Origin of the sequence: Streptomyces sp. NPDC126499, from assembly GCF_040302485.1 — a bacterium.
Classification (GTDB): Bacteria; Actinomycetota; Actinomycetes; order Streptomycetales; family Streptomycetaceae; genus Streptomyces.
Genome location: NZ_JBEOUO010000015.1, coordinates 148,070 through 161,491, shown reverse-complemented (window position 1 = coordinate 161,491; position 13,422 = coordinate 148,070). Strand labels below are relative to the sequence as shown.

11 protein-coding genes are annotated in these 13,422 nt (G+C 74.4%); 7 read left to right on the top strand and 4 right to left on the bottom strand.

The genetic code is table 11. The features are described 5' to 3' along the window. The first annotated feature begins 200 nt into the window (after nt 1-200). Both ABTZ91_RS23040 and ABTZ91_RS23035 read left to right on the top strand, forming a co-directional pair. Nucleotides 201-1,328: an acyl-CoA desaturase gene (locus ABTZ91_RS23040; protein WP_352079079.1), complete on the top strand. Its 1,128-nt coding sequence runs from the start codon at nt 201-203 to the stop codon at nt 1,326-1,328. A 186-nt stretch (nt 1,329-1,514) separates the two neighbouring features. Next, the gene (locus tag ABTZ91_RS23035) at nt 1,515-2,060 is read left to right on the top strand and encodes an MOSC domain-containing protein (protein WP_352079123.1); all 546 of its coding nucleotides are present in this window, start codon (nt 1,515-1,517) and stop codon (nt 2,058-2,060) included. A 33-nt stretch (nt 2,061-2,093) separates the two neighbouring features. On the opposite strand, the gene ABTZ91_RS23030 is transcribed toward ABTZ91_RS23035, so the two are convergent. From ABTZ91_RS23030 to ABTZ91_RS23015, 4 genes are all read right to left on the bottom strand, one after another. Then, nucleotides 2,094-3,443, bottom strand: a complete 1,350-nt coding sequence (locus ABTZ91_RS23030; protein ID WP_352079078.1) for a tannase/feruloyl esterase family alpha/beta hydrolase — start codon at nt 3,441-3,443, stop codon at nt 2,094-2,096. Nucleotides 3,444-3,773: 330 nt separating this feature from the next. Then, entirely contained in the window at nt 3,774-4,703 is a 930-nt protein-coding gene (locus tag ABTZ91_RS23025) for a hypothetical protein (protein WP_352079077.1), read from the bottom strand. A gap of 114 nt (nt 4,704-4,817) precedes the next feature. Further along, on the bottom strand, nt 4,818-7,157 hold the full coding sequence (locus ABTZ91_RS23020; protein ID WP_352079076.1) for an InlB B-repeat-containing protein: 2,340 nt from the start codon (nt 7,155-7,157) through the stop codon (nt 4,818-4,820). 128 nt (nt 7,158-7,285) lie between these two features. Continuing rightward, entirely contained in the window at nt 7,286-7,888 is a 603-nt protein-coding gene (locus tag ABTZ91_RS23015) for a methyltransferase domain-containing protein (protein WP_352079075.1), read from the bottom strand. Between the two features lie 191 nt (nt 7,889-8,079). Here ABTZ91_RS23015 and ABTZ91_RS23010 point away from each other — a divergent pair, with 191 nt between their 5' ends. The 5 genes from ABTZ91_RS23010 to ABTZ91_RS22990 all read left to right on the top strand — a co-directional run bounded on the left by ABTZ91_RS23010 (nt 8,080) and on the right by ABTZ91_RS22990 (nt 13,420). After that, nucleotides 8,080-9,009, top strand: coding sequence for an MHYT domain-containing protein (locus tag ABTZ91_RS23010; protein ID WP_352079074.1), 930 nt, complete (start codon nt 8,080-8,082; stop codon nt 9,007-9,009). A 140-nt stretch (nt 9,010-9,149) separates the two neighbouring features. After that, complete coding sequence (locus tag ABTZ91_RS23005) at nt 9,150-11,897, top strand: nitrate- and nitrite sensing domain-containing protein (protein ID WP_352079073.1); 2,748 nt, start codon at nt 9,150-9,152, stop codon at nt 11,895-11,897. Beyond that, the gene (locus ABTZ91_RS23000) at nt 11,894-12,343 is read left to right on the top strand and encodes a roadblock/LC7 domain-containing protein (RefSeq protein ID WP_352079072.1); all 450 of its coding nucleotides are present in this window, start codon (nt 11,894-11,896) and stop codon (nt 12,341-12,343) included. Before ABTZ91_RS23005 ends, ABTZ91_RS23000 begins: the two co-directional genes overlap by 4 nt. Continuing rightward, a complete protein-coding gene (locus tag ABTZ91_RS22995; protein WP_352079071.1) occupies nt 12,340-12,756 on the top strand; it encodes a DUF742 domain-containing protein in 417 nt (138 codons plus the stop codon). Before ABTZ91_RS23000 ends, ABTZ91_RS22995 begins: the two co-directional genes overlap by 4 nt. After that, nucleotides 12,737-13,420, top strand: coding sequence for an ATP/GTP-binding protein (locus tag ABTZ91_RS22990; RefSeq protein WP_352079070.1), 684 nt, complete (start codon nt 12,737-12,739; stop codon nt 13,418-13,420). The genes ABTZ91_RS22995 and ABTZ91_RS22990 overlap by 20 nt, the downstream gene beginning before the upstream one ends. The last annotated feature ends 2 nt before the right edge of the window (nt 13,421-13,422 follow it).

Below are 13,422 nucleotides of genomic sequence, written 5' to 3'. Positions count from 1 at the left end.
GCCGCCTGCTGCGGTGATCCACGTCACGCCTCTCCGTCAGGGGTGGGGAGGGCCCCACCCCCCGCCCCCGGGCCGACCCCCGAGCGGGTCCGGGTGGTGACGTCATGGCCGCCGACGATCACCGATCCGTACGTTTCGGATAGCCGGCGCGGCCCGCGCGACGGCCGCTTCCAAGGACTTCCAGGACACCGGAGACCGCCATGTCCCAGGCCACCGCGACGCTCCCCGCGCCCTCCGCGGCCCACCCCACGACACCCGACCCCCGCCGCCCGGCCCGCCCGGCGCGCGGCCGGGGCAAGAGCGGCGGCAGCGAGTTCGCCCCGCTCCTGCGCACCGTCAAGGAACAGGGGCTCCTGGAGCGCCGCCACGGCTGGTACGCCCGCGGCATCGCGGCCAACCTCCTCGGCATCGCCGCCGTCGTGACCGGACTCGCGCTCCTCGGCCCGACCTGGTGGGCGCTGCCGCTCGCCCTGCCGCTCGCCCTGTTCTCCGCCCGCGTCGCCTTCGTCGGGCACGACGCCGGCCACGCGCAGATCACCGACAGCCGCCGGCTCGGCCGGATCGTCCAGCTGGTCCACGCCAACCTGCTCCTCGGCATGAGCCGCGAATGGTGGAACGACAAGCACAACCGCCACCACGCCAACCCCAACCACCTCGACAAGGACCCGGACGTGGCCGCCGACGTCCTCGTCTTCGCCGCCCACCAGACCGCCGACCGCACCGGCCCGCGCCGCTGGCTCACCCGCCACCAGGCCTGGCTCTTCTTCCCGCTGACCACCCTGGAGGGCATCGCGCTCAAGGTGTACGGGATCCAGGCCCTGCTCTCCCGGACCGGCCCCTACCGCACCCACCGCGAACGCCTCGTCGAGGGCGCCCTCCTCCTCGCCCACATCACCGGCTACACCGCGCTCCTCCTGACCCTGCTGACCCCGCTCCAGGCCCTCGTCTTCGCCCTCCTCCACCAGATGCTGCTCGGCGTCCACCTCGGCATGGCCTTCGCCCCCAACCACAAGGGCATGGAGACGCCCGACGCCCACCCGGACGGCGACTCCTGGGGCCATCTGCGCCGCCAGGTGCTGACCTCCCGCAACATCCGGGGCGGGGCCCTCACCGACTGGTTCCTCGGCGGGCTCAACTACCAGATCGAGCACCACCTGTTCCCGAGCATGCCGCGGCCCCATCTTCGCCTGGCCCAGCCGGCGGTGCGCGCCCACTGCCGCGCGCTCGGCATCCCGTACACGGAGACCGGCTTCGTCGACTCCTACCGGCAGGCGCTCGGCCACCTCCACGAGGTGGGGGCACCGCTGCGCGCGGAGGGGGTCGCGTAGGGTCGAGGGGGCGCGACACATCGGCACCCGGGGGAAGGGGAGCTCCACGTCATGAGTGCGGACACGGCGGCTACGGCGGACACGGCGAACACGGCGGGCTTGGCAGACACGGCGGACGCGGCGGAACGCGGCACACAGACCGAGACCGGCACCGGCATCGACACCGGCATCGAGACGAACACCGGCATCGAGACCGGCACCGTCACCACGGTCAGCAGCAACGGCGTCTACTCGTTCACCAAGCCCAACCGGCAGAGCATCACGCTCCTCGCCGGCCTGGGCGTCGAGGGCGACGTCCACGCCGGGGTGACCGTCAAGCACCGCTCCCGCGTCGCCCAGGATCCGACCGTGCCCAACCTGCGCCAGGTCCACCTGATCCACTCCGAGCTCTTCGACGACGTGGCCGGCGCCGGTTTCGACGTCGCCCCCGGCGACCTCGGCGAGAACATCACGACCCGTGGCATCGACCTGCTCGGTCTGCCGACCGGTACCCGGCTGCACCTCGGCGCGGAGGCCGTCGTGGAGGTCACCGGCCTGCGCAATCCCTGCGCGCAGATCGACAACTTCCGTCACGGACTGCTCAAGCAGGTGCTCGGCCGCGACGAGAACGGACAGATCGTCCGCAAGGCGGGCATCATGTCGATCGTGCTGACCGGAGGGGAGGTGCGGCCGGGCGACACCATCCGCGTCGAGCTTCCGGCCGGCCCGCACCGTCCCCTGGAGAAGGTCTGACGCCGGCGCAGGACCACGTCCGCGCGCTTGCCGTCAGGGCAGGGCGCAGGAGTTGACCACGTCACCGCCCGCCGGCCGTGCGACCACACGGTCGGCGGGCGGCGCCACGTCCGCCTCCACCCACCGTGTCAGCGCCGTGAACGCCGAGCGGTAGCAGGGCAGGATCGGCCGCAGCCGGTCCGGGTGGGTGTCGTACAGGCCGTCGGTGTGCGTGCCGTCCTGGACCGTGTAGTAGCGGTGCAGGGCGCCCCGGCCCCGGTCGTCGACCATCCGCGCGTAGACGTCCGAGTCGGTGGCGATGGGCAGCAGCGCGTCGAGATCGCCGTGCAGCGTGATCAGCGGCTTGCCGATCCGCCCGGTCAGCGCGACCTTCGCGACCGCCCGCCGTACCGAGGCGGGCCGGGAGGCGTAGTCGTACGAGGCGTCCGAAGCGCAGGGCGCGAGGATCCGCTCCAGCGTCGAACCGGCCGTCGTGCCGGGGCACTTCGGGTCGTAGGAGGGATCGAACTCGGCCCGGAAGATCTTCTGCGTCAGCCCCCAGTAGGCCTTGTCGTGGTACGGCCACAGGAAGCGCGAGCCGGGTGCGAAACCGGCGTCGATCAGGTCCTGGTCGGAGGCCGTGCCGAAGTGACGGGCGACGGTGACCGGCAGGCTGGTGAGGAGGTGGGGGCCGCGGGTGGTCCACAGCACGCCCTCCCAGTCCACGCCGCCGTCGTACAGTTCGGGCCGGTTCTCCAGCTGCCAGCGGGTCAGATAGCCGGCGTTGGAGATGCCCGTCATGTACGTCCGCCGCGGCGTGGTCCCGTAGCGCTGCCGCACGGCCTGCTTGGCGGCCCTCGTGAGCTCGGTGACCCGGTGGTTCCACTCGGCGACCGCGTCACCGGGCTCCCGCCCGTCCGTGAAGAAGTCCGGCCCGGTGTTGCCCTTGTCGGTGGCGGCGTAGGCGAAGCCCTGCGCCAGAACGTGGTCGGAGATGATCGTGTCCGTGGAGTACTGCCGGCGGGTGCCGGGGGCCCCGGTGACGACGAGGCCGCCGTTCCAGCGGTCGGGCAGCCGGATCACGAACTGGGCGTCGTGCGCCCAGCCGTGGGTGGTGTTGAGCCGCGAGCGGTCGGGGAAGTACCCGTCGATCTGGATGCCGGGCACCCCGGACGGGTTGACGGTGCCCTGCGCCGACAGACCCGCCTGGTCGGCCATGTCCGTGTACCGCGTGCCGGCGAGCCCCACCGTCGTCAGATCGGGCAGGCACGCGGCTTCCTGGTGCTCGGCCCCCGGCACGTCCAGACGGTCCTGGCGCGCGCAAGGACCGGCGTCCCGCGCCCCCGCGGGCGCGGTCGGACCGAGGACGGCGAGACCCGCCAGGAAGGCGGCGAGCAGAGGCACGCCTCGGGCGGAGACGAGGGGAACGCCTCGGGCGCGTCGCGGGGGAACACCGCGGTCGGGCAGCGGAACGCCTCGGAACGGGCGCATGAGGGGCCTCCGGGGGACGGCGGTACGGGGCCGGCGCGCGAGTGCGCCGGGCGCACGCCGTGATGCGTCGGCTGACATCTCGGCGCGTCGCCACATCCTCCGGGTGACACGATCACCAAGCCACGGGCCCGCACCACACCTCGGAGGTCCCCCCTGTGTGGTGCGCGCTCAGCTCGGCCGTACTCAGCCGGGCCGTACTGGGCTCGGCCGTACTCAGCCAGGCCCTGCTCAGCCAGGCCCTGCTCAGCTCGGCCGTACCGCCATGGCGTCCAGCGCTTCGAGGAGCGCGGGCAGCTTCGGGCCGCGCGTCACCGGGAGCACCTCGTGCGGCTCGTCGTCGAGGAGGACGAACGCCATGTCGTCGGTCCGCGCGACCAGCGACCAGCCCGGCCCGTCGGCCCGGAGCATCCGGGCCTCGTCCCCGGCGAAGCTCGACCGCACCCGTCCCACGGGAGGCGCCTGCACCACATACTCGCCGAGCTCCTTCAGGGCCCGCCGCACACCGTCGTACGGGTCGGGGCGGCCGCTCTCCGGCGTGTCGGGCCCGCCATCGGCCGCCGCCCCTGCGCCATTCCCGGCCCCGCCATCGGCCGCCGCCCCTGCCCCGTCCCCGGCTCCCGCGCCGCCTCCGGCCGCGGTTCCCTGCCCCTGTCCGTTCCCGGCGGTGTCGTCGCCCATCCGGGCCCGCCACTCGCTCCACTGCAGCGCGACCATGTCCGCGCCCAGGCGCCGTTGGGCCGGCCCCCACGCGGCCCCGTCCGGCGGGGACAGCGGCGCGAGGTCGCCGGCCTCCGGTACGGGGTCGTGAGGCGCCGGAAGACCGGGCGCGGAGGTGGCGACGGCGAGCGGCCAGCCCGGCAGCGCCGACACCACGGACCGCTCGTCGGGGGAGAGGTCGTACTCCATGCCGCAGTCCCAGGACGCGATGGCGACCGCGACCAGGGACACGTCGTCGACCACCACCGTCCAGCGGGCCCCCGTGCCGTCCTGGCCGAGCACGAGCCCGTACCCCTCCGCGTACGGTTCCAGCCGCAGCGCCGCACAGGCCGCCGGGTAGTCGTCACCGAGCACGCTGGGGAACCGCGCGGGCGTGAGCAGCGCAGCCGTCAGCACGAACAGCGCGTCGTCGTCGCCTTCCTCCGTGCCGCTCGCGGCGGATTCCGGTCCACCCACGTGAGCCTCCCCATCTGGTCGTCGGCGCACCCTAACCAGTGAGTAACCCGCCCGTCGAGAGCTGCCGCGGGAACGTCCCGACGGGCGGGTGAGAGCTACGACACGCCGAGCGGATCAGGCCCGCCCGAAGACCGCCGTCAGGGTGTGTCCCTCCTCGTCGAAGAGGACGGAGGTCTCCCCCTGGTGCCGCTCCTCGTCGCCGCCGTACGGCTCGCCGTCCAGCAGCCAGTCCTTGAAGACGAAGCCGGGGGCCGGGACCGCCGTCGCGATGACGGTGTCGCCGTCGGAGTACGGTCCGTCCTGCGAGAGCCGGACCGTGCCGCGCCCGCGCTCGACCACGGTCAGCCGGTGACGCCGGTGTTCGAACACTGCGGTGAGAGGCATGTCGTCGGCGCCGACGTCGATCGCGAGGGAGACGTGGTCACCCGCGTGCGAGCCGTCGAGCACCCAGCCGGCGAAGTCCCAGCCGGGCGCGGGAACCGCCTCGTACAGCACGTCGGCGCCTGCCGGCTCGGCGCGCCCGGCGGGCGCCTTCCTGACCGTCCCGCTGCCGGAGGTCCGGGTGGTGACGGTGGAGGTGGGGGTGGTGCCCTTCCTGAACTCGGCGACCAGGGTGTGGTCGCCGGCCGGCACGCGGAAGCCCGTGGCACCGCCCTTGACCGCCTTGCCGTCCAGCTTCCAGCCGGAGAACACGTACCCCTTGGCGGCCTCGGCGTCGTAGGTCGCGGTGGTCCCCTGCGGGTACGGGCCCGGCGCGCCGGCCGTGACGGTGCCGGCGCCCCTGGGCGCGACGGAGGCGGTCACCGCGCAGAGCGCGTCGGAGGTCTTCGCCGCGCGGTAGGCGGCGACCGCCTTTCCGGTCCCGGTCAGCACGTCGGTGCTGTCGACCTGGCCGGGTCTGCCGAGCGGGACGCCGAGCGGCTCGCCGCGGTAGGTCCGGTGCGGGTTGCCGAAGCGGTTGATGCGGGTGCAGGTGCCCTTGGTGGCCTTGCGGCAGCTGGACTCGTACGCCATGACCGACGACCAGTCGCCCTTGGCCGGGAAGTAGCCGGTGGCGCCGTTCTCGTTCTGGACCGGCTGGGTCACCCGGTCGTGGTCGGCACCGAGGTTGTGCCCGATCTCGTGGCCCAGGGAGAAGCGGGAGACGGCGCTCCGGCCCACCACCGAGTAGCCCCAGGCCGCGGTGGACGGGCCGGGGTCGGACGGCGTGTAGCCCAGGCCGCCGGCGGCGCGGCCCGCGGCGAGGACGGAGACGAGGTCGGCGCCGTACTGGTCGCGCAGCTGGGGGATGCTGTCGGCGACGCCGTCGTCGGGCGTGGCGACGGCGGAGAGGAGGGAGCCCGTCACCCCGTCGAGGGAGGCGGGGACGCTAGCCAGCGCCGTGCCGACCAGACGCACCCGCACCTTCACCCCGCTCTCGGCGAAGGCCTCGTTGGCGAGCGCGACGCCCCGTGCGGCGGCCGCCCGGACCTGGGCGTCGCCTCCCGCCTCGGTCCGGGCCCCGGGGGTGTAGCCGACCAGGACGTCGACCAGGGAGTAGCCCTGGCCGCCCTTGCAGGCCGCGGCGGCACGCTCGGCCTCGGGGGAGGAGAGCACCGCGCCGGCGAGCGCCACCTGGGCAGCCGGCGCCGCCTGGCCTGCGTGGCCTGCCTGGTCCGTACGGGCCGCGTGATGCACCTGGTCCGCCTGGTCCGTCAGGGCCGCGTGGTGCGCACGGGCCGCCTGGTGGTCCGCGTGATGCGCCTGGTCCGCGTGGTGCGCATGGGCCGTCTGGTCAGCCGGCGCCGGGGGCCGGTCCGCCGGGACGGGCCGGGTCGCGGGCGGCACGAGACGGGCGGGCTCGTCCTCGTCGGTGAGCGGGGTGGTCTGGGTGACCAGGACCCGGCCCTTGCCGAGCGGTTCGACGGCGTACAGATCGCCTCCGGTCAGGAACTGGGCGCTCAGCACCTCGTTGCCGGGGGCGCGGTCGCAGCCGCCCTCCAGGGTCACGATCACGTCCTGGTCGGCGGTGCCGGTGACGGTGCCGTGCCACACGAGGGTGGAGCCGACGGTGCTGCGTTTCGTCTCGACCGCCTGCACGATCACGCCGTCGAAGAGCGGAAACGTGACCTCGTGGCCGTAACCGTCACCGCAGATCGGGGCCAGCGCACCCGGCAGCACGCGCGCGACCCGGTGGCGCACGTACTCGGCCCCGAAGTCCTCGCCGGCGTCCCCCGCGCCCCCCGCGTCCCGCGCGTCACCGGCCTCGGCCGCGTGGCCCGCGGTGATCGCGCTGTGGTCGCGGCTGAAGACGCCCGCGGCGACGGCGGCCCGGACGGCCCGCTCGCGGGCCGGTCCCGAACCCGCCCCCTCCCGTTCCATGGCGCCCTGAGGGGGTGCGAAACCGGTGATCGCGGTGACCCCGAGGACCATCGCCCCGAGTGTCGCCACGCCCGTCCGTCTGTTGCGGGCCATCTGTCGCCTTCCTCTCGTCCGGTCCCCGGTCGTCGTCCGACGCGGCCGGGTGTCCGATCCGGTCGTGCTGTCGGACCGTCAGAAGGCTTCCTCGCGGCCTAAGTATGATCACCGGATCATCTGGACGGTCACTCCGTACGACGCACGGCCACCGCCAGGTAGCGCTGGTCCTCGTCCACGTAACGGCGCAGCTCCCAGCCCGAACCGGCCAGCAGCGGGCGGAGGTTCGGCTCGGCCCGCAGGTCGTCGTCGGTGATCCGCCGCCCGTGGCGGGCGGCGAGGGCGGCGCGGCCGATCGGGTGGAAGAGCGCGAGTCGTCCGCCCGGCCGCACCACGCGGGCCAGCTCGCGCAGATCGCCGGCCGGGTCGGCGAGGTGCGACACGAGCCCTGCTCCGAACACGGCGTCGAGGGCGCCGTCGCGCAGCGGCAGCCGCGCGACATCCGCGAGGATCAGTGTCCCGGCCCGGTCGCGCCCCGCCTTCGCCGCCTCGGCCAGCATCTCGGGCGTCAGGTCGGCCCCGATCACCGTGCCCGTCGGGCCGACCGCCTCGCGCAGCGGAGGAAGTGCGCGACCGGTGCCGCAGCCCGCGTCGAGCACGGCGTCGCCGGGACGCAGGCCGAGGTCGGCGACGGCCGCGGCGTAGGCGGGCCCGTCGTCGGGGAACCTGGAGTCCCAGCGGGCGGCGCGGGCGCCGAAGAACTCCCGTACACGTGTGGGGTCATCGCTCATGCGCCCCATGATCCCCCAGAGCGGGTCACTCGCAGGCGTGAGTCCTCCCGCGCGGATCACCTCGTGTGAGTGAACGATCTGTGCACATGTTCGAGCCAGTGCTGATCGTTGGGGAAATCTCTCTGTCATATTCCATCAGCTTTCGAAATGCGCCCCTGATGCGCCCCGGCGGCGCCTAGCGTCCCCGAGTCATGGGACACCTGGACCACGCCGCCTACGGCTGGCTGACACCCGTGCTGTCGTACGCGATGGCCTGCATCGGCGCCGCCCTCGGACTGCGCTGCACCGTACGCGCCCTCGACGCGACCGGCCGCTCGCGACGCAACTGGCTGCTCACCGCGGCCTCCGCCCTCGGTACCGGCATCTGGACGATGCACTTCGTCGCCATGCTCGGCTTCGGCGTCACCGGCACCGACATCCGCTACGACGTCCCCCTCACCCTCCTCAGCCTGTTCATCGCCATGGCCGTGGTCGGCGCCGGCGTCTTCGCCGTCGGCTACGGCCGGGACCGGACGCGCTCGCTGCTGATCGGCGGTCTGACGACGGGCGTCGGGGTGGCGAGCATGCACTACACGGGCATGGCGGCACTGCGGCTGCACGGCCAGGTGCGGTACGACCCGCTGCTCGTCGGCCTCTCGGTCCTCATCGCGGTGGTGGCCGCCACCGCGGCCCTGTGGGCGGCGCTCAACATCCACGCCCCGGCGGCCGTCGCCCTCGCCTCCCTCGTCATGGGCGCGGCGGTCAGCAGCATGCACTACACCGGCATGTTCGCCGTACGCGTCGAGGTCGCCCCCTCTCCGGCTCCCCTCGCCGGCGCCACCGTCATGCAGTTCGTCTTCCCGCTCGCCGTCGGCCTAGGCTCCTACCTCTTCATCACCTCCGCGTTCGTCGCCCTCTCGCCCACGGCGGACGAACGCGCCGCCTACGCCTCCGCCGGACGCCTGGGCGAACCCGACGAGCGGGCCGTGGACGTCGCACCGCCCGGCTTCCGCCCCGAGGCGGCACCCCCGCGCGAGCGGACCGTCGCACCCGCCCGCGCCCACCCGTCGGGGCCGGTGCACGCCCCGGCCGGCGGCGGTCGCACCGCCGGCGCCACCGCCGCCCGCGACGCCCGCACCTGAGGCCGTACGTCGCTACTCGTACGGCACCACCCGTACCGCACCACCCGTACGTCATCTCCCGTGAGGCCACCCCCGTAGAGCCGCCGGCACCGACGGGCCCCGCCGCTCCCACGGGCCGTGAACGAAGGAACGAGGAGGCCATGCGAACTCCCCGCAGGACCCCGGACGACGCCGGGGCCCCGGCCCAGCCGCCCCTGGCGGCCCGCGGGCGCCGCGCGCACGCCGGTCCCGCCGCCGACGAGACGGCGTCCCGCGCGCGGCCGGTGGAGACGGACCCCACCACGTCCGTCCCGTCGGCCGCCCGGTCGGCCGCCCCGGCGGACGACCGGGGGCGCGGGGGAGGAAGGGGCCGCGGGCTGCGGCCGCGGACCGTGCGCGCCAAGATCGTCTCGTTGCTCATGGTCCCGGTCGTCTCCCTGCTCGCCCTGTGGGGTTTCGCCACGGTCACGACCGCTCAGGACGTCGCCCGGCTGCGCCTCCTGCGGGCCGTGGACGCCGAGGTCCGGCAGCCCGTCGCCGCCGCGATCACCACCCTTCAGGAGGAACGGCGCGCCGCCGTACGGCAGGCGGCGGCTCCCGGCACCGGGCGCGCCGCCGAGCTGAAGGAGCGTGTCAGGGCCACCGACTCCGCCGTGTCCCGGCTCCGCCTGGGCGACCGGTACACGGTGGGCGACAACGGCAGCCTCCCCGCCGACGTCGCCACGCGCGTGGCCGCGTTCGTCATGCGGACCGAGGGCCTCGGCATGCTGCGCACCGCGGCCGTCGACGGACGGGCCGACGGCGACCGGCTCTACGAGGAGTACACCGCCGCCGTCTCCGCCGGTTTCGCCGTCGTCGGCGCCCTCGCCGGCATCGAGGACACCGGCGGCGCCGAGGCACGCGTCCTGCTCGAACTCGGCCGCGCGGGGGAGATGCTGGCCCGCGAGGACGCACTCCTCGGTTCCGCCCATCTCACCGGACAGCTCGCCGCCGCACGGCTCCGCGAGTTCGGCGGGGCCGTCGAGGCCCGCCGCGCCCTGATCGAGTCCGCCACCGCGGACCTGCCCGCGCCGCAGCGCACCGCGTGGCGCAGCCTCACCGCCCAGCCCGCCTACCGGCAGCTCGAAGCGGCCGAGGAACGGATCCGCGCCGCCGCCCCCGGCCGGCGTGCCGCCCAGGTCGTGCCCTCCGCCGACTGGGACGCCGCCCACTCCGTCGTACGGGAGGGCATCGCCGCCGTCGAGAACGCGGCCCGCACCGGCGCCGCGGCCCGCTACGAGCCCTTCGGCGGGGGCGTGTTCAGCGCCGGTGGCGCCGCCGTCCTGTTCGGCCTCGCCGCCGTCGCCGCCTCCCTCGTGATCTCCGTGCGCATCGGCCGCGGGCTCGTCGTCGAACTCGTCAGCCTCCGCAACGGTGCTCTGGAGATCGCCCGCCGTAAACTTCCCGCCGCGATGCGTCGGCTGCGTGCCGGCGAGGAGATCGACGTCCTGGCCGAGGCCCCGCCAAGACCCGCACCGCAGGACGAGATCGGCCAGGTCGGCGAGGCGCTCACCACCGTGCACCGGTCCGCGCTCTCCGCCGCGGTCGAGCGTGCCGAGCTCGCCAGCGGCATCTCCGGCGTCTTCGTCAACCTCGCCCGGCGCAGCCAGGTCCTGGTGCACCGCCAGCTGAACCTGCTCGACAGCATGGAGCGCCGCGCCGACGACCCGAACGAGCTCGGCGACCTCTTCCGGCTCGACCACCTCACGACCCGGATGCGCCGCCACGCCGAGAGCCTCATCATCCTCTCGGGCGCCGCCCCCGGCCGCGCCTGGCGCACGCCCGTACCCCTCACCGACGTCGTCCGCGCCGCCGTCTCCGAAATCGAGGACTACGCGCGCGTGGAGGTGCGCCGGCTCCCCGAGACCTCCGTCGTCGGCGGCGCCGTCGCCGACCTGACCCATCTGCTCGCCGAACTCATCGAGAACGCCGCCCAGTTCTCCCCGCCCCACACCAAGGTGCGCGTCAGCGGCGAACCCGTGGGCAACGGCTACGCCCTGGAGATCGAGGACCGGGGACTCGGCATGGGCAAGGAGAGCCTCGCCGAGGCGAACGCCCGTATCGCCCGGTCCGAGGCCCTGGACCTGTTCGACAGCGACCGGCTCGGTCTCTTCGTCGTCAGCCGTCTCTCCGCGCGGCACGACATCAAGGTCCACCTGCGCACCTCGCCCTACGGGGGCACGACGGCCGTCGTCCTGCTCCCCACCGACCTGCTGCAGAGCACCCTTCCACTCGGGCGCGGCTCCGCCGGTACGGCGCCCACCGCGGGCCCCGAGCACGCCCACACGCCCGCACCCGCGCCCCTGTCCGCGCCCGCACCCGCGCACGCCGAGCAGCCCTCCGTACCCGGACCTCCTCCCGGCACCCCGGACCTCGAAGCGTCCTGCGCGCCCGCTCGTCCGCCGGCCGGAGTCACCGCCCTGCGCCGGTGCACCCAGCCCCTCCCGTCGGCCCCGCCCGCACTATCCGCCCCTCCCGTACCAGCACCCTCGCCCGAACCCCAGCCACCGCAGACAGCCGGCACATCCGACACAGCCGACACAACCGGACCGTCCGGCGTGGCGGCCACCTCGGCCGAGGACGCCGGAGCCGAGGCCGACCTGCCCCGCCGGGTACGGCAGGCGAGCCTCGTACCGCAGCTCCGCGAGGCGCCGGCCCCCGGCCCGTACGCCCCTCCCGCGCCCGTCGGCGGTGCGGGCGAGCGGACCCCGGAGCAGGTCAGGGACCGGATGTCCGCCTACCGCGAGGGCTGGCGGCGCGGCGGCGGTCCGGCACCCGGCACCCCGGTCGTCCATCGGCGCCCGCTGGGCACCGGTCGCGGCCCGCAGGCGTCCAGCGAACCCGGCAACAGCGAAGGAGACGACGCATGATCGACCACGGGAGGGCGGCCCACCACCGCTCCGGAGAGCTCGACTGGCTCCTGGACGACCTCGTCGCGCGGGTCCGCGAGGTCCGCCACACGGTCGTGCTCTCCAACGACGGCCTCGCCGTCGGCGCCTCCAGCGGTCTGAGCCGGGAGGACGCCGAGCACCTGGCCGCCATCGCCTCCGGCTTCCACAGCCTCGCCAAGGGCGCCGGACGCCAGTTCCACACCGGCGGTGTGCGTCAGACGATGGTCGAGATGGACGACGGCTTCCTCTTCGTGGCGGCGGCCGGGGACGGCTCGTGCCTGGCCGTGCTCAGCGCGGTCAACGCCGACATCGGTCTCGTCGCCTACGAGATGGCCCGTCTGGTGAAGAGGGTCGGCGAGCACCTGCACACCCCGCCGCGCCTCACGGTGCCCCCGCCGGCCGCCGGCTGGCCGGAGATCCCATGAACGAGGACAGCACCGGCGACGCGCAGACCGTCCCGGGCAGTCGGTGGTACGACGCCGAAGCCGGGCCGCTCGTACGGCCGTACGCCATGACCGGCGGCCGCACCAAGCCCGGACCGAGCAACGTACGGTTCGACCTCATCGCGCTCGTCGTCGTCGACGACGCCCCGCCCGGCCCCGCCGAGGAGTCCCTCCTCGGCCCCGAGCACCGGGCCCTGCTCGCACTGTGCCGGGCCGAGACGCAGTCGGTCGCCGAACTGGCCGCCGACGCCGACCTCCCCGTAGGAGTGGTCCGGGTCCTCCTGGGCGACCTCCTGGACGCGGGCTTCGTGAAGGTCAGCCGTCCCGTCCCGCCCGCACAGCTCCCCGACGAACGGATCCTGAGGGAAGTCATCGATGGCCTACGAGCGCTCTGAGAGCACCCCGGCGGGCGGCGTGGACACCACGGCCCTCGCGCTGAAGATCCTGGTCGCCGGCGGCTTCGGGGTCGGGAAGACCACCTTGGTCGGCGCGGTCAGCGAGATCCGGCCCCTGCGGACCGAGGAACAGCTCAGCCGCGCGGGGGAGTCGGTGGACGACACCGGGGGAGTCGCGCGGAAGACGACCACGACCGTCGCCATGGACTTCGGCCGGATCACTATCCGGCCTGGACTCTCCCTCTACCTCTTCGGCACGCCGGGGCAGGACCGCTTCTGGTTCCTGTGGGACGAACTGTCGCAGGGGGCGCTCGGCGCGGTCGTCCTCGCCGACACCCGGCGCCTGGAGGACTGCTTCCCCGCCGTGGACTACTTCGAGCACCGCGGGATCCCGTTCGTCGTCGCCGTCAACTGCTTCCCCGGCGCCCGCGCCTACGGCGCGCACGACGTCTCGCGCGCGCTGGATCTGGACCGCGGCACTCCGGTGGTGCTGTGCGACGCCCGCGACCGCGACTCGGGCAAGGAGGTGCTCATCCGGCTCGTCGAGTACGCGGGTCGCGTGCACACGGCGCGGCTCCTGGACTCCGTGGGCCGAGGCGGGGCGGGCGCGGCGGGGGACACGGCGGCCGTGGCGGGTGCTTGCCCTGTCCACGACAGTGCGTAAGG

What these genes read in the sequence shown, in the direction of transcription:
- ABTZ91_RS23040 (WP_352079079.1), top strand. Translation starts at nt 201, where the DNA reads ATGTCCCAGGCCACCGCGACGCTCCCCGCGCCCTCCGCGGCCCACCCC.
- ABTZ91_RS23020 (WP_352079076.1), bottom strand. Translation starts at nt 7,157, where the DNA reads ATGGCCCGCAACAGACGGACGGGCGTGGCGACACTCGGGGCGATGGTC.
- ABTZ91_RS23015 (WP_352079075.1), bottom strand. Translation starts at nt 7,888, where the DNA reads ATGAGCGATGACCCCACACGTGTACGGGAGTTCTTCGGCGCCCGCGCC.
- ABTZ91_RS23010 (WP_352079074.1), top strand. Translation starts at nt 8,080, where the DNA reads ATGGGACACCTGGACCACGCCGCCTACGGCTGGCTGACACCCGTGCTG.
- ABTZ91_RS23005 (WP_352079073.1), top strand. Translation starts at nt 9,150, where the DNA reads ATGCGAACTCCCCGCAGGACCCCGGACGACGCCGGGGCCCCGGCCCAG.
- ABTZ91_RS23000 (WP_352079072.1), top strand. Translation starts at nt 11,894, where the DNA reads ATGATCGACCACGGGAGGGCGGCCCACCACCGCTCCGGAGAGCTCGAC.
- ABTZ91_RS22995 (WP_352079071.1), top strand. Translation starts at nt 12,340, where the DNA reads ATGAACGAGGACAGCACCGGCGACGCGCAGACCGTCCCGGGCAGTCGG.
- ABTZ91_RS22990 (WP_352079070.1), top strand. Translation starts at nt 12,737, where the DNA reads ATGGCCTACGAGCGCTCTGAGAGCACCCCGGCGGGCGGCGTGGACACC.